At 68.4% G+C, this 17933-nt stretch carries 14 protein-coding genes and 1 pseudogene; 11 read left to right on the top strand and 4 right to left on the bottom strand.

Annotated elements, in window-relative coordinates; all coding sequences use genetic code 11:
* Window positions 1-389: 389 nt before the first annotated feature.
* Entirely contained in the window at window positions 390-857 is a 468-nt protein-coding gene (locus LXE91_RS25685) for a universal stress protein (protein ID WP_039344514.1), read from the top strand.
* 103 nt (window positions 858-960) lie between these two features.
* A complete protein-coding gene (gene fnr / locus LXE91_RS25680) occupies window positions 961-1707 on the top strand; it encodes a fumarate/nitrate reduction transcriptional regulator Fnr (RefSeq protein WP_039344517.1) in 747 nt (248 codons plus the stop codon).
* Between the two features lie 53 nt (window positions 1708-1760).
* Here fnr and LXE91_RS25675 read toward each other — a convergent pair whose 3' ends face one another.
* Window positions 1761-2654 carry a LysR family transcriptional regulator ArgP gene (locus LXE91_RS25675; protein WP_039344521.1) on the bottom strand — a complete coding sequence of 298 codons (894 nt, stop codon included), beginning with the start codon at window positions 2652-2654 and terminating at the stop codon, window positions 1761-1763.
* Between the two features lie 110 nt (window positions 2655-2764).
* Here LXE91_RS25675 and LXE91_RS25670 point away from each other — a divergent pair, with 110 nt between their 5' ends.
* From LXE91_RS25670 to LXE91_RS25655, 4 genes are all read left to right on the top strand, one after another.
* Window positions 2765-3385 carry a LysE/ArgO family amino acid transporter gene (locus tag LXE91_RS25670; protein ID WP_039344524.1) on the top strand — a complete coding sequence of 207 codons (621 nt, stop codon included), beginning with the start codon at window positions 2765-2767 and terminating at the stop codon, window positions 3383-3385.
* 383 nt (window positions 3386-3768) lie between these two features.
* Window positions 3769-4716 carry an aldo/keto reductase gene (locus tag LXE91_RS25665; RefSeq protein WP_039344527.1) on the top strand — a complete coding sequence of 316 codons (948 nt, stop codon included), beginning with the start codon at window positions 3769-3771 and terminating at the stop codon, window positions 4714-4716.
* Window positions 4717-4999: 283 nt separating this feature from the next.
* Window positions 5000-5974: a helix-turn-helix domain-containing protein gene (locus LXE91_RS25660; RefSeq protein ID WP_039344529.1), complete on the top strand. Its 975-nt coding sequence runs from the start codon at window positions 5000-5002 to the stop codon at window positions 5972-5974.
* A gap of 152 nt (window positions 5975-6126) precedes the next feature.
* Window positions 6127-7692, top strand: a complete 1566-nt coding sequence (locus tag LXE91_RS25655) for a GMC family oxidoreductase (RefSeq protein ID WP_039344532.1) — start codon at window positions 6127-6129, stop codon at window positions 7690-7692.
* Window positions 7693-7782: 90 nt separating this feature from the next.
* Here the strand turns inward: LXE91_RS25655 and LXE91_RS25650 are convergent, their stop codons facing one another.
* Entirely contained in the window at window positions 7783-8763 is a 981-nt protein-coding gene (locus LXE91_RS25650; RefSeq protein ID WP_039344535.1) for a helix-turn-helix domain-containing protein, read from the bottom strand.
* A gap of 178 nt (window positions 8764-8941) precedes the next feature.
* On the opposite strand from LXE91_RS25650, the gene LXE91_RS25645 reads away from it, so the two are divergent.
* The 5 genes from LXE91_RS25645 (at window position 8942) to LXE91_RS25625 (ending at window position 13897) form a co-directional block, all read left to right on the top strand.
* Window positions 8942-9475, top strand: a complete 534-nt coding sequence (locus tag LXE91_RS25645; protein ID WP_039344538.1) for a 2,4'-dihydroxyacetophenone dioxygenase family protein — start codon at window positions 8942-8944, stop codon at window positions 9473-9475.
* Between the two features lie 18 nt (window positions 9476-9493).
* Entirely contained in the window at window positions 9494-10798 is a 1305-nt protein-coding gene (locus LXE91_RS25640) for an MFS transporter (RefSeq protein ID WP_039344541.1), read from the top strand.
* Window position 10799: 1 nt separating this feature from the next.
* Entirely contained in the window at window positions 10800-11921 is a 1122-nt protein-coding gene (locus LXE91_RS25635) for a 2,3-butanediol dehydrogenase (protein WP_039344544.1), read from the top strand.
* Complete coding sequence (locus tag LXE91_RS25630; protein WP_039344547.1) at window positions 11899-12621, top strand: SDR family NAD(P)-dependent oxidoreductase; 723 nt, start codon at window positions 11899-11901, stop codon at window positions 12619-12621. Before LXE91_RS25635 ends, LXE91_RS25630 begins: the two co-directional genes overlap by 23 nt.
* Before the next feature lie 184 nt (window positions 12622-12805).
* Window positions 12806-13897: a porin gene (locus LXE91_RS25625; RefSeq protein ID WP_039344553.1), complete on the top strand. Its 1092-nt coding sequence runs from the start codon at window positions 12806-12808 to the stop codon at window positions 13895-13897.
* 120 nt (window positions 13898-14017) lie between these two features.
* Here LXE91_RS25625 and LXE91_RS25620 read toward each other — a convergent pair.
* Together LXE91_RS25620 and LXE91_RS25615 are read right to left on the bottom strand one after the other, a co-directional pair.
* Window positions 14018-16822: pseudogene (locus LXE91_RS25620) on the bottom strand (TOMM system kinase/cyclase fusion protein); the annotation flags it as partial.
* Window positions 16823-16851: 29 nt separating this feature from the next.
* Window positions 16852-17853, bottom strand: coding sequence for an FHA domain-containing protein (locus tag LXE91_RS25615; RefSeq protein WP_039344556.1), 1002 nt, complete (start codon window positions 17851-17853; stop codon window positions 16852-16854).
* Window positions 17854-17933 lie beyond the last annotated feature (80 nt).

The raw sequence follows: 17933 nt of genomic DNA, 5'->3' as shown, positions 1-17933 counted from the left end.
GTCGAAACGGCGCGATTGCGATTGAATGGCGATGCGGGCAATGCATCCGCGTGACCGTCGCGTTGTGTCGATGCGATCGGCGTGCGCGGCGAAGCATGTGCATGTGCCGCGTGTGCGTGTGCCACATGCGACACCGATGCGCGCGCATGCCTTCCCGTCGACGATGCAGGCGACAGCGGCCATCATGTCGCACGGCACGCGTCACCCTGCGCAGCATGCGCCGGGTACATGGCCGTGCGCCGCGGAAACGGAAGCGCCGCCGCGCTGCACGACAGGCACCTCACTGCAAATTCCCGACCATTGGTTTACTCTGCCTCGCAGCATTGCGCATTGCCCAGCCTGATCGGCCATCCGGCCGACTTCGTTTCAACCCGCCACTCGGAGACACTATGTACAAGCGTATTCTGGTTGCCGTCGACGGCAGCGACACGTCCCGCCATGCGTTCGATGCCGCGCTGGCGCTCGCGAAATCGCACGGCGCCGAGCTGCAACCGTTCTACGTCGTCGAGAACGCCGCGATCTACTACAACGTGCCGGGCTACGATCCGTCCGTGCTGCGCGATCAGCTCGTCGCGCAGGGCAACGCACTTGCGAAGGATTTCACCGCGCTGATGCAGGCAGCCGGCGTGAAGGGCGAGACGAAGCTCAGCGAAGCGACGTCGCTCAACGACGTGTCGTCGCTGATCCTCGATGGCGCAAAAGCGTTCGATGCCGATCTCATCGTGCTCGGCACGCACGGCCGCCGCGGGTTCCGCCGTCTCGTGCTGGGCAGCATCGCCGAGCAGTGCGTGCGCCACGCGACGCTGCCCGTGCTGCTGATTCCGGCAGCCGCCAACGTCGACGAACCGGCCGCGTAAGCAGCGTTCGGCATGCGCGGGCAGTCGCGACGTTTTGTCACCCGACAGCGGCAAGTTGCGGTGGGACAATGATTCCGTCGATTCAACGCCGGAGTAAACGATCATGCTGACGCCCGTCGCCACACGTCCCGCCGCCACGCCTCATGCCGGTAGCTGGGCCCCTCGCCAGGCAGCGCACTGCTCGTCGTGCGCAATGCGGCACCTGTGCATGCCGCAGGGCCTGGCGCCCGAAGCGCTCAGCCGCCTCGAGTCGGTCATCTGCGCGGCGCGCCCCGTCAAGCGCGGCGAAGCGCTGTTCCGTGAAGGCGACGCATTCGACAACCTGTACGCGGTGCGCTCGGGTTCGCTGAAAACCGTCGCCACGCGCCACGACGGCCGCGAGCAGGTCACCGGCCTGCATCTCGCCGGCGAAGCGCTCGGCCTCGACGGCATCTGCGACGACACGCATCCGCGCACCGCGGTCGCGCTGGAAGACAGCTCCGTCTGCGTGATCCCGTACAGCGCGCTCAAGGCGCTGTGCTCGGAAGCCGGTTCGATGCAGTTGCGCATGCACAAGCTGATGAGCGAACAGATCGTGCGCGAAACGTCGCAAACGATGCTGCTCGGTTCGCTGAATGCGGAAGAACGCGTCGCCGCGTTCCTGCTCGACGTCTCGTCGCGCTACCTGAAGCGCGGCTACTCGCCGTCGGAATTCAACCTGCGGATGACGCGCGAAGACATCGGCAGCTACCTCGGCATGACGCTCGAAACGGTCAGCCGCACGCTGTCGAAATTCCAGAAGCGCGGCCTGATCGAAATGCAGGGCCGCCACGTCCAGATCATCGATTTCGACGGCCTGCATCACGTCTGATGTGATGCCGCACGGCGCGCGCCTCTCGCGCGCCGCCTGAATCGCACAATCGGTCAATCGAGAAACAGCGCGGCGCGCGCCTTCAGCGCCGCGCTGAAATCGTCGAGCCAGCCGATCGACAGACGCCAGCTTTGCCAGTAAAGGTCGATGTCGATCGTGCGCCCGCGCGACATGTCGACCAGTTCACCCGCCGCCAGCTGGCGGTCGACCATCCGGTCCGGACACATCCCCCATCCCAATCCCGTCTCACACGCACGCAGGTAGCCCGCGACGTGCGGTATCCAGTGCTGCGGCGGATCGAGATCCGCGCGCGTCACGCGCCGGATGAAACGCGCCTGCAGCCCGTCCTTCGGATTGAACATCACGCACGGCGCGCGGCGCAGTGCATCGCGCGTGATGCCCGCACCGAAATAGCGTTCGTAAAACGCCGGCGAGCACACCGCGCGATAGCGGATGCGCCCGAGCCGCTCCGACCGGCATCCCTGGATCGGCTCGGCCTGCGCGGTCACGGCGCCCTGCACGCTGCCGTCGCGAATGCGCGAAGCCGTGTAGTCCTGGTCGTCGATCACGAGGTCGAGCAGCGTCTCGCGCTCCGTGCAGAACGGCCCGACCGCGTCGATGAACCACGTCGCGACGCTGTCGTCGTTGACGGCCACGCGCAATGTCGGCCATGCGCTCGCGATCTGGCCCGGCAGCGCCGGCATCCGGCCGCCCAGCTCGGCCTCGAGCAGTTGCACGCGCTCGGTATGCCGGCACAGCAGCGCACCCGACGTCGTCGCAACGCACGGCTGCCCGCGCTTCACGAGCACGCTCCCCACCCGCTCCTCCAGCAGTTTGACCCGCTGCGACACGGCCGACGGCGTGACATTCAGCTCCTTGGCGGCACGCTCGAAAGAGCCGTGCCGGATCACGGCCGCGAGGGCATCGAGCAACGCGTAGTCGAGCATTAGATTTCCTTAATCGGCATTAGGTGAATTAGCTTCTCTTATTTTCATGCTGACCGCAGACTAGCGCTACCCGATTCATCCGTCTACTGCTTCCACCGTTGTCACCCACCATGAACTGGCTCGCTTTTTCCCACGGCGCCGCGCTTTGCGGATCGCTCATCGTCACCATCGGCGCGCAGAACGCCTTCGTGCTGCGGCAGGGCATCATGCGCTCGCACGTCGGCAAGATCGTGCTGCTGTGCGCGCTGTCCGACATGATCCTGATCGGCGCGGGCGTCGGCGGCGCATCGGTGCTCGTCGAACGCTATCCGACCTTCGTCCACGCGGTGCTGTACGTCGGCCTCGCGTATCTCGCCTGGTTCGGCATCAACGCGCTGCGCCGCGCGTTCAAGCCCGGCCACGAAACGCTCGACGTGCGCGGCGACGCGGTCGCGCCGCCGCCGCAGAGCGGCCTCGCGATCGTGCTGATGACGCTCGCGTTCACGTGGCTCAACCCGCACGTGTATCTCGATACGTTCCTGCTGATCGGTACGGCCGGCGCACGCGAGCCGGAAGGCGCACGGCTCGCATTCGCGATCGGCGCGATGTCGGTCAGCGTCGTGTGGTTCCTCGGGCTCGGCTACGGCGCGCGGCTGCTGGCGCCGTGGTTCCGCAAGGCCACGGCGTGGCGCGTGCTGGATGGCGCGATCGGCAGCATGGTGCTGTTTCTCGCGGCGGTACAGTTGCGCTGACCGGCTCGCCAACGCGCGGGCGGCTGCTTGCCGCCCGTCGTCCCGCCCACTTCGGCGCAACGCCGGAGCCTCCACCTTCCCCTTCGTCACCGCTTCCGCCCGCGCGCCGCTCCGCGCTCCGGCTCGCCAACCGCGACAAAAATCGGTTCCCGATCGAACGCAGCCGCACGAAGCACTCACGCAACGGACGAGGTGTCCGTCATCTGCGTCGAGCCGTCCGCCATCGCGGCCGCGCGCCGCCTGCACGAATCGGCGCGATGGGCGAGAATGTCCGGCGTCCCGCGACAACGGCGCGACCACACCACGTACCTGTCGTCTCGCCGCGAACACGCCGGCCCATCCCGCAGTTCCATTCCGTCACCCCGCAGCAATCGGAGCAGAACATGGCACTACGCACCCTTGGCACGTCGAACATCCAGGTTTCGCCGCTCGCGTTCGGCGGCAACGTCTTCGGCTGGACCGTCGACGAGAACACGTCGTTTGCGCTCCTCGACGCGCTCGCCGACACCGGCATCAACTTCATCGACACGGCCGACGTCTATTCGGCCTGGGCGCCCGGCAACAGCGGCGGCGAATCGGAAACGATCATCGGCAAGTGGCTCAAGCGGTCCGGCAAGCGCGAGCAGGTCGTGATCGCGACCAAGGTCGGCCTGCTGGGCACGCGCGCGGGGCTGACTCGCGACAACATCCTGAAAGCCGCCGACGATTCGCTGCGCCGCCTGCAGACCGACTACATCGACCTGTATTTCTCGCATCGCGACCTTGCCGATACGGCCCCGCTCGAAGAAACGCTCGGCGCCTACCAAACGCTGATCGACGCGGGCAAGGTGCGGATCATCGGCGCGTCGAATTACAGCGGCGCACGCCTGCGCGAAGCGGCCGACATCAGCAAGCGCGACGGCCTGCCCGCGTACCAGGTCATCCAGCCCGAGTACAACCTGCTCGACCGCGCCGACTACGAACGCGATCTCGAACCGGTCGTGCGGGACCTGAAGCTCGGCGTCGTCAACTACTACGCGCTCGCGAGCGGGTTCCTGTCGGGCAAGTACCGCAGCGAGGCCGACCTGAAGAAGAGCGTGCGCGGCGATCGCGTCGCCGGGTATCTCAATGAACGCGGGCTGCGCATCCTCGCCGCGCTCGATGCGGTAGCCGAGAAGCACGGCACGCAACCGGCCGCGATCGCGCTTGCATGGCAGATCGCGCGGCCGACGATCACCGCGCCGATCGCGAGCGCGACGTCGCTGGCGCAGCTGGCATCGCTCGGCGAAGCGATCCGCGTTCAGCTCGATCAGGACGACATCCGCCGGATCGACGAGGCGAGCGCGGTCTGAAGTCGTCGGCAGCAGGCCGGTCGATCGGATCGCGCAGTCCGCGCGGCTCCGCCACCGGCCGGTTTCATGTGCGTACCGAAATGCACGCTGCCTAGACGAAAACCGTCGTCGTGTTTTGATCGGCACGGCCGCTTGTGTTGCCTCAGCCGGACATCGATTGCACGCGCAGCCGCAACGCCTCGCCGCAAGCGCATCACGCCCCCGCCCCGGGTCTTTCACGGATTGACCACGCTCTCCGCCATGCCCGAGACTGCGCCGCTCGAGCGGTCATTGGGAGAACGTCATGCCGGACACCAGCACGGAGATCGCCACGATCTCGACGCGCGCCGTGCGCGGCCACGAACGCGTCGACTTCTGGGTCGACCATGTCGCTCGCACGCTCGTGCGGATCGAATGCAGCGGCAAGTCCTCCGAAGGTATCGACGCGTCGCTGCGCAAGCGCGATCTCGGGCTGTTCGGCGCCTGCGACATCGTCGCGAACCGGCACGCGGTCGTGCGCACGCCGCACAACATCCATGCGGACCAGCGCGACGCCGTGTTCATCTGCCTGATGCACGCCGGGCAAGGCTATACGTTCCAGGACGTCGACTGCATGCAGCACGGGCCCGGCGACCTCGTCCTCTACGACACGTCGATGCCGTACGGCCACGGCTTTCCCGCCGACATGGCGATGACCGTGCTCGACGTGCCGCGTCACGTGTTCGAAGCGCGCGTCGGCCCGTGGCGTTACCGCAGCCTCGTCAAGATCGACCGTGACGACGGCGTCGCGTCGTGGGCCGTGCGGCAGGTCTATGCGCTGCTCGCCGCGCCGCAGGAGCCGACGCCCGATGCGCGCGAACAGCGTGCCGCCGCGATCCTCGATCTCGTGCAGTCGATGCTGCGGCTGCGCGACGGCGACGCGTCGCCGACCAAATCGACCGTCCACACGCTGTCGCGCGCCAAGGCGTTCATCGACAGCCATCTCGCCGACGACGATCTCGACAGCCAGTCGGTGAGCCGCGCGATCAACCTGTCGCCGCGCCAGCTTGCGCGCGTCTTCGAAATCGAAGGGATGCCGCTCACGCGCTACATCCTCGCGCGGCGGCTCGAACGCTGCCGCGCCGACCTGCGCGACCGGTCGCTGAAACACCTGACGGTCAGCGAGATCGCGTTCCGTTGGGGCTTCAACAACAGCGCACACTTCAGCCGCAGCTATCGCGCGCGCTTCGGCGAGACACCGAGCGATACGCGCGCACCGGCGCTCACCGACGCACGATAGTCCATCGCCGCCCTCCGCCCACCCGCCGCCGCGTCCCTGCGAGGCAAGCACGGCGTCCGTCCCGGTCAAATGGGGCCGCATAGCGGTCGCTAAGCTGGCTTCCTGCGCGGCGGCACTCGTTTCGCCGCCCGACAGCAAGGAGAAGAAGCGGGATGGAGACGTACGACCACATCGTCGTCGGCGGCGGTTCGGCCGGCTGCACGGTCGCGCACCGGCTGGTGAACGCCGGCAGGCGCGTGCTGCTGCTCGAGGACGGTCCGAAGGACGACAGCCTGTTCATCCGGATTCCGGCAACCTTCATCCGCGTGCTCGGCACGAAGCGCACGGTCACGTTCGAGAGCGAGCCGCAACCCGGCGCGGCGGGCCGCAAGACCTACGTGCCGCAGGGCCGCACGCTCGGCGGCGGCAGTTCGGTCAACGCGATGCTGTACGTGCGCGGCACGCGCGACGACTACGACGACTGGGCCGCGCTCGGCTGCACCGGCTGGGGTTGGGACGACGTGCTGCCCGTGTTCAAGCGCGCCGAATCGCACCTGCGGCTCTCCGAGCCGTTCCACGGCACCGACGGGCCGTTGAAGGTCGGCGACACGCGCTTCCGGCATCCGCTGAGCCTCGCATTCGTGAAGGCCGCGCAGGAAGCGGGCATCGCATACAACGACGATTTCAACGGCGCGGCGCAACATGGCGTCGGCTTCTATCACACGACGATCTTCGACGGGCAGCGCGGCAGCACCGCGGCCACCTATCTCGCCGACGCGATGAGTCACCCGAACCTGCGCGTGCTGACCGGCTGCCGCGTCACGCGCATCCGGTTCGACGGCCGGCGTGCAACCGGCGTCGAATGGCGGACGGAAAGCGGTGCGACCGGTTCGGCCGCCGCGCGCGCCGACGTCGTGCTCGCGGCCGGCGCGCTCAGTACACCGAAGCTGCTGATGCTGTCGGGCATCGGGCCCGGCGCGCATCTGCACGCGCACGGCATCGACGTGCTGCACGACAGCCGCGACGTCGGCGCGAACTACCAGGATCATCTCGAAGTCTCGATCTACGGCCACAGCCACGCGCCGCTCAGCCTGCTGGGCGAGGATCGCGGGCTGAAGGCGCTGCGCCACGGGCTGCAGTGGATGCTGTGCCGCACGGGCCTGCTGACGTCGAACGTCGTCGAATCCGGCGCCTTCGTCGACACGACCGGCAGCGGCCGCCCGGACATCCAGTTCCACGTGCTGCCGACGCTCGTCGGCGACGTCGATCGCGCGCCGCTGCCCGGCCACGGCCTGTCGATCAACCCGTGCCTGCTCAGGCCGCGCTCGCGCGGCTCGGTGCAACTGCGCGGCAACGATCCGGCCGCGCCGATCCTGTTCGACAGCGGCGCGCTGTCCGACCCGGCGGATGTCGACGGCCTCGTGCGCGGCGTCGCGCTCGCGCGCCAGATCATCCGCGCGCCGTCGCTTGCACGCATCGTGCGTGAAGCCGAGACGCTGACCGATGCTGCGCTCGCCGACTATGTGCGGCGTCGCGCGAAAACCGTCTACCACCCGGCCGGCACCTGCCGCATGGGCAACGACGCGCATGCGGTCGTCACGCCGCGCCTCGCGGTGCAAGGTGTCGACGGGTTGTGGATCTGCGATGCATCGGTGATGCCGCGCATCGTGTCCGGCAACACGAACGCGCCGACGATCATGATCGCGGAGCGCTGTGCGGCGTTCATGCTGGCCGAGTAATGCAACACGGCGCGCGGGCGCTTTCGTTCACGATAAAAAAAACGGCGCGTGAGACACGCGCCGCCGCTTCATCTGCATCGACTGCCGTAATCAACGCCCGTCCGCCCGCGCCGCGTCGCGCAGCGCCATCGGCGACGCGCCGTACCGCTCGCGAATCGCACGGCTGAAATGAGCCTGGCTCGAAAACCCCCAGCGAAACGCGATTTCGCCGACGCTCGTCTTGCGCAGCCGCGCATCGGTCAGCTCGCGATGCGCATGCGACAGCCGCTCCGACCAGATATGCTGCGTGATCGACTCGCCTTCTGCCGCGAAGAGGCGACTCAGATGCCGCAGCGACAGCCCGACCGCGTCCGCGACCGCCTGCGGCCCGAGCTCCGGGTCGCCGAGATGCGTCGCGATGTGCTGCTTCGCGGTCAGCAGATACGACAGCGACGCACGCGACGCGCCTGCCCCGTTCACCTCCGCATCGATGAGTTCCGCGATCAGCGTGCGCGTGTGTTCGGCGAACCGCGCGGCGTCACGCTCGACCGGATCCTTCATGAACCGCTCGACACTCGCGCGCAAGGTCGCGCCGAGCATCGCGCCCGCGCCGGGTTTCGGCGCGATCCGCAACGGCAGCGCCGCCAGTTCCGCATCGAGCCGGTCGTCGAACGTCGTGATCGGGATATCGATCAGCAGCTGCCGCATCGGCGTCAGGAATCCGAAAAGATAGGGCACGCGCGTGTCGTAGACGACGACATCGCCGGCGTCCGCGAGCAGGCAGCGGTCTCGCTGGATGAAATACGCGCGCCCGCTCAGGATCTGACACGCGAACAGCGACTCCTTCGGCAACTGGCGCACCAGCGCGGGGCCGCGCTCGATCACGTGATCCTGGCCGCTGATGTCCGCGATGCCGAGGCCCGGCAACGCGATGTCGGTCTTCTCGACCTCGAGCCCGGCCGGCGACAGCGACGAACAGCGCAGCCCGACCAGCGTCGCCGCATTGAACGCATCCCAGTACGCCATCCTGTCGCGCGCCGGCACGTCGGCCGTCGAGCCTCGCGTGCGGGAAAAAACGGTTGTATTCGTCACGTCGCCTCCTGCGGGCGCCTGTCGTGCGGAGCGGCACGGATTGGGGGATGGTTCGTCTGGATTCTGGTGCGATGCAATGTCCGGCGCGGTCAAGCAATTCGTCCAGCCCAGTCAAGAGCGGCGCGCACCGGCTGGCTAAAGTCGAGCCCACGACAACCGATACCCAAGGAGACAGACCGTGGTCGACAAAGCCGTAGCCGAATTCTGGCAAAACATCGCGCCGATTGCCAATCCGTTCAAGCCCGATGCGCTGCCCGAAGCGTACATCGCGAACGCGGCCACCGACGACGAGCGCTATTACGTTCCGTTCACCGAAACGGTTTCGTCACGGCCGCTGTGGATCTCCCCGTCGCAAAACAAATGGTGCGACATCCTGATGGCCAAGGAAGCCGGGCTCGTGAACCGGCACTATCATCCGCACGAGGTGTTCGCTTACACGCTGTCAGGCAAGTGGGGTTATCTGGAGCACGAATGGACCGCGACACGCGGCGATTTCGTGTACGAGACGCCGGGCGAAGGTCACACGCTCGTCGCGTTCGATCATCCCGAGCCGATGCGCGCGTTCTTCATCGTCAAGGGGCCGCTGATCTGGCTCGACGAAGCGGGCAACCCCGACGGCTATTTCGACGTGCACTCGTACATCGCGATGTGCAAGGCGCATTACGAAAAGGTCGGCCTCGGCGCGCAAGCGATCGAGAAGCTGTTCCGCTGACGTGCGGCGAGGCTCACCATGACATCCTCCTCCTCTTCCCGATCCACGTGGACGTATGAGAACAGGCTGCTGCTGATCCTGTTCATGACGTTCGGCTTCGTGTTCTTCGACCGCCTCGCGCTGTCGTTCCTGTTCCCGTTCATGTCGGCCGAACTGCACCTGACGAACACGCAGCTCGGCATGGTGTCGTCCGCGCTCGCGCTCACGTGGGCACTGTCCGGCGCCGCGACGGGCGCGTGGTCCGACGCGCGCGGCACGCGCAAGCCGCTGCTGATCGCGGCCGTGCTCGGCTTTTCCGTGTGCTCGGCGCTGTCGGGGCTCGTCGGCGGCTTCGCGAGCCTGATCGCGTTCCGCGCGCTGATGGGCATCGCCGAAGGCCCCGTGCTGCCGCTGTCGCAATCGCTGATGGTCGAAAGCTCGACGCCGAGCCGCCGCGGGCTGAACATGGGCCTGCTGCAGGGCTCCGCCGCCGGCCTGCTCGGCGCGATGATCGGCCCGCCGGTGGTCATCGGCATCGCGACCGCGTACGGCTGGCGCGAAGCGTTCTACGTATCGTGCGTTCCGGGCTTCCTGATCGCGTTCTGCATCTGGCGCTGGGTGCGCGAAGTGCCGCCCGGCGGCGTGCGGCACGCGCAGGCTGAAACCACCGGCGCACCGGCCGCGAACGGCGCGGCAGTGAGCCGCTGGGCGTTGCTGAAGGAGCGCAACATCCTGCTCTGCATGCTGATCAGCTGCTTCTTTCTCACGTGGTTCGTCGTGATCATCTCGTTCGCGCCGGTATTCCTCGTGGAAAGCCGCCATCTTTCGCCGTCCGGCATGGGCGTCGTGATGACCTGCCTCGGCGCCGCGTGGGTGTTCTGGGGCTTTGCGGTGCCGGCAATCTCCGACCGGATCGGCCGCAAGCCGACGATGATCGCGTTCGCGCTGATCGCGGCCGTGTGCCCGGTCGTAATGATCCATGCCGGTTCGCTGTGGGCGCTCGGCGCGTTCGTGTTCGCCACGTACACGGGCCTCGGCTGCTTCACGCTGTTCATGGCGACGATCCCGGCCGAAACGGTGCCGCCGCGCGCGATCGCCAGCGCGCTCGGGCTGATCATGGGCGCGGGCGAGCTGATCGGCGGCTTCGTTGCGCCGACGGTCGCCGGCTTCGCGGCGGACAAGTACGGCCTGCAGTTCGCGATGTGGACGTCGGCCGCCGGCGCGATCCTCGCGTGCGTGCTGTCGTTCGGCCTCGTCGAGACCGCACCCGCCGTGCTGCGCAAGCGCGCACCCGCCGGCTCGGCCGCGAGCCGTCTCGATGCACACAACCTCGGAGGACGCTGACATGCGGGCACTTCAATGGCATGGCCCGCGTGACGTCCGTCTCGTGGAAATCGACCCGCCGCGCGTCGGCCCCGGCGACGTGCGCATCGCGATCGCGTATTGCGGGATCTGCGGCAGCGACCTGCACGAATACGCGGACGGCCCGCATGCGATCCCGGTCGACACGCCGCATCCGCTGTCGCGCCGCACCGCGCCGCTGACGCTCGGCCACGAGTTCTGCGGCACCGTCGTCGAAGTCGGTGGCGACGTGACGGCGCTGCGCGCGGGCGATCGCGTCGCGGTCGAGCCCGAGTATCGCTGCCACCAGTGCGCGTACTGCCGCTCGGGGTCGTACAACCTGTGCGTGTCGATGGGCTTCGCCGGGCTGATGGGCGACGGCGGCATGGCCGACTTCGCGGTCGTGCCGGCGTACATGCTGCATCGCCTGCCTGACGCCGTGAGTCTCGAGCAGGCCGCGGTGATGGAGCCGGCGGCCGTCGCGCTGCACGCGTTGCGGCGCGGCGAACTGCGGCTCGGCGAAACCTGCGCGGTATTCGGGCTCGGGCCGATCGGGCTGCTGCTGATCATGCTCGCGAAGCTGCAAGGGGCGACCACGATCGTGGCCGTCGACGTCTCGCCCGAACGGCTCGCGGCAGCCACGCGCTTCGGCGCCACGCACACGTTCGATGCCCGCGCACCCGGCGCACCCGCGCTACAGGACGCGATTCGTGCGGCCACGGGCGGGCTCGGCGTCGACGCGAGCTTCGAAGCGGCCGGGCTGCCGGCCACGTTCGAAGCGGCGATGCAGGCACTGCGCAAGGGCGGCCGCGTCGTGATGGTCGGCCTGATGCCGCACGCCGGCTTCGACGCGTTCCGCGCAGTCAACGACGAGCTGACCTTCACGGCGAGCGTCGGCTACCGGCATGCGTACGAAGACCTGCTGCGCATCGTCGCGTCGGGCGCGCTCGACCTCACGTCGATCGTCACGCGCACCGTGTCGCTCGAAGACGCCGTCGCCGACGGCTTCGACGCGCTGCTCGCCGACCGCGCGCAGATCAAGATCCTCGTTTCACCCGCGCAACGGCCGGCCCGTCGCGCACACACCATCGGGAGCGTCGAGCATGAGTCGTCAGTGGGCGTTTGAGGGCCGGTCCGTCGTCGTGACGGGCGGCACGTCGGGCATCGGTGCGCGCACGGCGATGCGGTTCGCGCAAGCCGGCGCGTCGGTCGTCGCGCTCGGGCTCGATGCGGCCGGCCCGCATGCGCCCGTGCATGCAGGCGTCCGCTGCGTGGAACTCGACGTGACCGACAGCGATGCGCTGACCCGCACGATCGCGGCGCTGCCGCGGCTCGACGTGCTCGTCAACGGCGTCGGCATCAGCCGGCACGCGGACGAGTACCGGATGGACCAGTTCGAACTCGTGCTGAACGTGAACCTGACGTCGGTGATGCGGGCATCCGACGCCGCACGGCCGGCACTGTCGGCCAACGGCGGCAGCATCGTCAATGTCGCGTCGATGTACACGTACTTCGGCAGCAAGGATCGCCCCGCATACAGCGCGAGCAAGGGCGGTATCGCGCAGCTCACGCGCTCGCTCGCGCATGCGTGGGCCGATCGCGGCATTCGCGTGAACGCGGTCGCGCCCGGCTGGATCGACACGCCGCTAAGCAGCGGCCTGAAGGCCGACATGCAGGCGTCGCGCCGCATCCTCGAACGCACGCCGCTCGGGCGTTGGGGCACGACCGACGAAGTCGCGGACGTGATCCTGTTCCTGTGCTCGCCCGGTGCATCGTTCGTGACCGGCGCGGTCGTGCCGGTCGATGGCGGGTATTCGACGGTCTAGCACACGGCCCAACGCGTATCGCGGGCATCGGCAAGCCGGTTGCTTCCGCCGATGCCCGTCACACACCGGCTTCCTTCCGGTACCACCGAACCGGGATTCATCCGGTTCGGCTTTGTTCATATCAATCAGTAGTCCAATCAAAAATATCCGACCCGATCGGAAACATGTGAGGAGCACATTGGAGATGACGAAAAAGACCCTTCTGGCGCTCGCGGCATGCGCCGTTCCCGCCGCGTCGTTCGCGCAGGGCAGCGTGACGATGTTCGGGCTGATGGATGCCGGCATCAGCTATGTCAGCAACCAGGGCGGCCACGGCGCCGCGAAGTTCGACGACAACATCTTTTTCCCGAACCTGCTCGGTTTCGAAGGCAAGGAGGATCTCGGCGCCGGTACGCGCGCGATCTTTCGGCTCGTCAACCAGTATTCGCTCGGCAACGGCTCGATCATCGGCGGCGGCCTGTTCGCGCGCACGGCCTACGTCGGGCTGCAGAACGACCGGTACGGCACGCTGACGCTCGGCAACCAGTACGAGTTCATGGTCGATGCGCTGGCCGCGAGCGGCAACGAGATCGCGCAGGATCTGGTCGGCCTGTACGGCTTTCGCAACGGCCCGTTCGACAAGCTCGCGTTGCCGAACAACCCGACCGGCGCATTCGACTGGGATCGCGTCGCGGGCAGCAATCGCGTCGCCAATTCGGTCAAGTACACGAGCCCGTCGCTGTCGGGCCTGACCTTCGGCGCGCTGTACGGCTTCGGAAACGTTGCAGGTTCGGTGGGCGCGAACAACACGGTCAGCGTCGGCGCGAGCTACGACAACGGCCCGTTCGGCGCGGGCGCGGCCTATACGAACCAGAAGTACGGCGCGACGGACGGGCTGCCGCCGACCAGCGTGCGCAACTGGGGCGCGGGCATGCACTACACGCTCGGCACGGTCACCGGGAAAGCACTCTTCACGGCCGTACGCAATGCGCAAAACGGCGCTGGAGCGTGGTCGGCGGAAGCCGGCGCCGCGTGGCGACCGTCGCCGGCATGGGTGATCGGCGCGAGCTACACGTACATGAAGGGCAACGACACGCTCGACAACGCGCACGCGCACCAGTTCCTGGCTGCCGTCCAGTACTGGCTGTCGAAACGCACGATGGTGTACGTGGCAGGCGTGCATCAGCGCGCGAACCACGGCAGCAATGCGCAGATCAACGGCGTGATGGATGCGAACGGCGCAGCGAGTGGCGCCCTGCAGTCGATCGCGCGGATCGGGTTCAGCACGCGGTTCTAGGCCGCTGCCTCGACGGATTCCGGCGGCGATCCTGTGTCCGGATCGCCTGATGAAACGGGTTGCCGCGACGCCGGGACAGCCGCGCAAAAAAAATGCAGGATTCCGTAGGATTCACATGCACGCGCGCGCGAAGTGTCCGTCGACGCCGTTGGCTTGCGCGGCCAGCGCGCGGCTGACGCGCGCATGGTTGGCGCCCCGCACGTCCGGCGGCATCGACGCGTACGCCGCGTCGCGAATCAACGCGTGACGGAACGAATAGAACACACGATCGCGCCGATGTTGCGCGTACATGATCCGCTCTTCCAGCAGCAGTTGCAGGTGCGCGTCGAGCGTGACGCGATCATGCGGCGACGCCGCGGCCAGCAGTTGCGCATCCACCTCGAGCCCGATCGTCGCGGCGAGCTGCGCGGTATCGCGCGCGTCGTCGATCCGGTCGAGCGCGCGACCGAGCATCCCGCCGAGACTGAGCGGAAGCGGGCACGGGTCCGTCGTCCGCAGCCCTGCGAGCGAGCCGTCCGCCCCGCTCATCGTCAGTTCGCGTGCAACGGCCTCGATGAACAGTGGAATACCCGCCGTACGATGGACGAGCGGGTCGAGCCAGGCCGGATCGAGCGCGCCCTGGCCCAGGTGCGCCGACATCAGGCGCCGCGCGTCGTCGCGCGGCAGGCGGCGCAGCACCACGCGTTCGGTCGCGCCACGCCAGCGCGCGAGCCTGGCGGGCCGCGACGTGAGCACGATGCAGAGCGCCGCCGCGCGCGGCGAGCGCTGCAGGTACGCCAGAAAATCCTCGGTCGAGCGGTCGATCCACTGGACGTCCTCGACGACGAGCAACACCGGCGCGCCGTTCCCGAGCGACACGATCAATTGCTCGAGCACGTCGAACAGTGCGTGCGGCTCGCGCGCACTCGGCCACCTCGCCGCCTTCGCATCGCAGGGCAGCCCCAGCCAGGTCGCGAGCGCGACACGGGCCGCCGCACGATCGCATTCGAGCGCCGCGAGCATCGCGTCGATCGCCGCGTGCGTGATGTCGGCCGGGCTGTCGGCGTCGAGTTGCCAATGCGCGCCGATGAACCGCAGGATCGGAAACAGCGCATGATTCTCCCGCTCCGGCAGGCACCCGCAATGCGCGAACGCGTGGCCCTGTGTGCGCACGGCCTCGCACAGCGCGTACACGAGGCGCGACTTGCCGATTCCTGCATCGCCGACGACGAGCCGCGGCACGCCGCGCATCGCGCGACGATGGCGTACGCGCGTCGCCTGCCACGCGCGCAGCAGTGCATCGAGTTCGCGCGCGCGGCCGATCATCGGCGCCCGCATGCCGCCGTCGAGCGAATCGAACGGCGTATCGGCCCGGCGCTCGCCGAGCAGTTCATGCACCGGCTGCGGCGCGAGGCCCGCCCGCGCCAGCCGCAACGCGGTCGGCCGGAAGTCGGCATGCCGTTCGAGCGCGAGCCGCGCATCGTCGCTGATCAGGATCTGCCCAGGCCCGGCCAGCCGCAACAGCCGTGATGCGACGACCGGCGTCGATCCGCCTGCCCTCTGCGCCGCATGCACGAGAACCTGCCCGACGTGAATCGCAGCGGCTACTTCGACGTGCCAGCCTTCGCCGCCGACGGCATCGCGGGCATCGGCCGGCACCGGCAACCGCGCGCGCGCGGCCACCCGCACCATGTCGAGCGCCGCACGCGCCGCGCGGCGCGCGGGCCAGTCGATATCGCCTTGCAGGCCGAAATGGAACAGCAGCGTGTCGCCGAGCCGCTCGTCGACCTGCGCGCCATAGCCGACGGCGATATCCGCGCACTTCGTCAGCCATTGCGCCTCGTAGCGGTCGAGCAGGGCGCCGTGATCGGTTCCCGCATGGCGTTGCCGGCCGTCTCCGGCGATCGTCACGCAACAGCACAGCGAGGTGACCTGCCGGTATTCGCCTGCCGTTGCGACCGCGTCGCTGCGCGGCGCGAACGGGTGCGGCTGCGGGCGCCGGCTTGCGCGGCCGGCATCGAGCGGGCCGACGAGCGCGGCGAAATTGAGCGCGCGAAACTGCGCGACGAGTTCGTCGGCCGAGGCGGCACGCTGCGCCGGATGCTTGCCCAACGCTTGCCGCAGCACCGAGCCGAGCGGATGCGACGCGATCGCCGGTGGAAGCGCGACATCCACCGGGCTGAGCTGCCGATAGAGAATGTCGGCCACGCTTGTGCCCTGCATCACGACTTCGCCCGTCAGGCATTCGATCACGACCAGGCCCCACGCATACAGGTCGCTTCCCGGCGTCGGCGGTTCGTTGCGCAATTGCTCGGGCGCGCAGTATGACGGCGAGCCGAGCACCTCGGCCGCCAGCGTCGCCGCCTGCGGCGCGATATCGGTTGTGCCCGGCAACAGGGCGCCGATCCCGAAATCGAGGAGCTTCGCGTGCAGCCCGTCTTCGGCCATCGCGAGCACGATGTTTTGCGGCTTCAGATCCCGGTGCACGATGCCGCGGCGATGCGCCGCCGCGAGCGCCTCGAGCACCTCCGTCATCAGCCGTCCCGTATCGATGGCCGACAGCGGCCCCTCCATCGCGAGCCGGTCGCGCAGGGTCCGGCCCTGCACGCGTTCGAATACGGCAAACAGCCGCCCGTCGGGCGCTTCCCCCTTGTCCAGCAGCGCCACGATGTTAGGGTGCCGCAGTGCCTCGCACAGGCTCGTCTCGCGCCGAAAGCGCATGCGCTGGCGCGCGCGCTCGGCTTCGGTCCGCGCGACATCGTCCCGCATCAGCTTGATCGCGACGTCTTGCCCCGTCTCGTCGCAGGTTGCGCGAAACACCACGCCGCTGCCGCCTTCGCCGAGCAACGCACCGAGCCGGTAATGCCGCTTGCCTGCCAACGGCGCGAACGGCGCGGCGGGCTGCTGCGATTCTCGCGCGTGACGCACGGCGCGTGCACGTGTCACGGTCGGCCGCCCGGGCTGTCGTTCCGCGTTCACGAGCAATGGACGACCGGATCCGGCGCCGGACGATGCATGCCGATGCGCGGCTCGACGCCCGGCACCGACTGGCATTCCAGGCGCTCGCCGCGCATGACGCGGAACGGAAAATCGCCGAAGCGGACGCTGCCGCGCCGCCGCTCGACCAGCTGACTCGCGTCCAGCCCCGGCAGCGCCGCGAACTGGCTCCGGGCGCGATGAATCTGCACGTTGAGATGGGACGTATCGATACCGAGCATGCGCGCCAGCCGGTCGAGTTCGATCCAGCCTTGCGTGGCCGCGTCATAACCGGCCTGCATGTCGGCCGAACGTGCGCGGGCGAGCGTGACGAGGCTGTAGTGATGCGCGCGCTCGCCGAGATCGACCACGCCGCCGCGAACATGCAGCAGCGCCCGCGCGTGCTCTTCGTCCCGGCTGACGAGGAATTCGAGCAATCGGGGCGGCGCGGCCGGATCGGCAGGCGCACGCAGCGTCATCGTCGAGCCGTGGCGCACGAGCGCCACGCGCCACGTGAAGTCGCCCGTCGATACTTCATCGCCGTCATGAAGCGCGCGCGGTGGCAGCGTGTCGTCGCACAGCCAATCGCCGGCCGGCGACCTGACGATCGTGACCGGCTGCGCGGCGTGGGCAGCCAGGATCTGGCGCGGCGTGAGCACGATCGGATGCACGGCGCCCCGTACCGGCCACAGCGTATCGGCCGGATCGTCGAGCGCATCGACGCGCCAGGGCGCGACACCCGCCCTGCCGAACCGGATCACGTCGCCTCGCTGCAGCACCGCGTGCTCGCCGTCGCGCAACGGCACGCCCGATACCGACGTGCCGTTGCTGCTGTGATCGTGGAGCTCCCATAACCCGCCGACCCAGCGGATATGGGCATGGACCCGGGACACCGACGCGTCGCGGATGACCGTATCGCAGCGTGCGGCATCGCGGCCGAACACGTGATACGCGCGGAGCAGGCACGCTTCCCCGGAAGAATCGTTCTTGAGTATCGCCATGGCTGCCCCGTATCGGATTCGCCCGGATCGCTGGGGTGACGCGTCCACGCCCGGGAAAGCGATTGATTCAGTGATCGCGA

Origin of the sequence: Burkholderia contaminans (genome assembly GCF_029633825.1) — a bacterium.
Lineage (GTDB): Bacteria > Pseudomonadota > Gammaproteobacteria > Burkholderiales > Burkholderiaceae > Burkholderia > Burkholderia contaminans.
The sequence above is the reverse complement of the archived record's forward strand: the minus strand, read 5'-3'. Positions and strand labels throughout refer to the sequence as shown.

Coding starts and splice junctions, on each gene's coding strand:
- fnr (WP_039344517.1), top strand. CDS start 961: ATGCTGACGCCCGTCGCCACACGTCCCGCCGCCACGCCTCATGCCGGT.
- LXE91_RS25675 (WP_039344521.1), bottom strand. CDS start 2,654: ATGCTCGACTACGCGTTGCTCGATGCCCTCGCGGCCGTGATCCGGCAC.
- LXE91_RS25670 (WP_039344524.1), top strand. CDS start 2,765: ATGAACTGGCTCGCTTTTTCCCACGGCGCCGCGCTTTGCGGATCGCTC.
- LXE91_RS25655 (WP_039344532.1), top strand. CDS start 6,127: ATGGAGACGTACGACCACATCGTCGTCGGCGGCGGTTCGGCCGGCTGC.
- LXE91_RS25640 (WP_039344541.1), top strand. CDS start 9,494: ATGACATCCTCCTCCTCTTCCCGATCCACGTGGACGTATGAGAACAGG.
- LXE91_RS25625 (WP_039344553.1), top strand. CDS start 12,806: ATGACGAAAAAGACCCTTCTGGCGCTCGCGGCATGCGCCGTTCCCGCC.
- LXE91_RS25685 (WP_039344514.1), top strand. CDS start 390: ATGTACAAGCGTATTCTGGTTGCCGTCGACGGCAGCGACACGTCCCGC.
- LXE91_RS25630 (WP_039344547.1), top strand. CDS start 11,899: ATGAGTCGTCAGTGGGCGTTTGAGGGCCGGTCCGTCGTCGTGACGGGC.
- LXE91_RS25665 (WP_039344527.1), top strand. CDS start 3,769: ATGGCACTACGCACCCTTGGCACGTCGAACATCCAGGTTTCGCCGCTC.
- LXE91_RS25615 (WP_039344556.1), bottom strand. CDS start 17,853: ATGGCGATACTCAAGAACGATTCTTCCGGGGAAGCGTGCCTGCTCCGC.
- LXE91_RS25635 (WP_039344544.1), top strand. CDS start 10,800: ATGCGGGCACTTCAATGGCATGGCCCGCGTGACGTCCGTCTCGTGGAA.
- LXE91_RS25660 (WP_039344529.1), top strand. CDS start 5,000: ATGCCGGACACCAGCACGGAGATCGCCACGATCTCGACGCGCGCCGTG.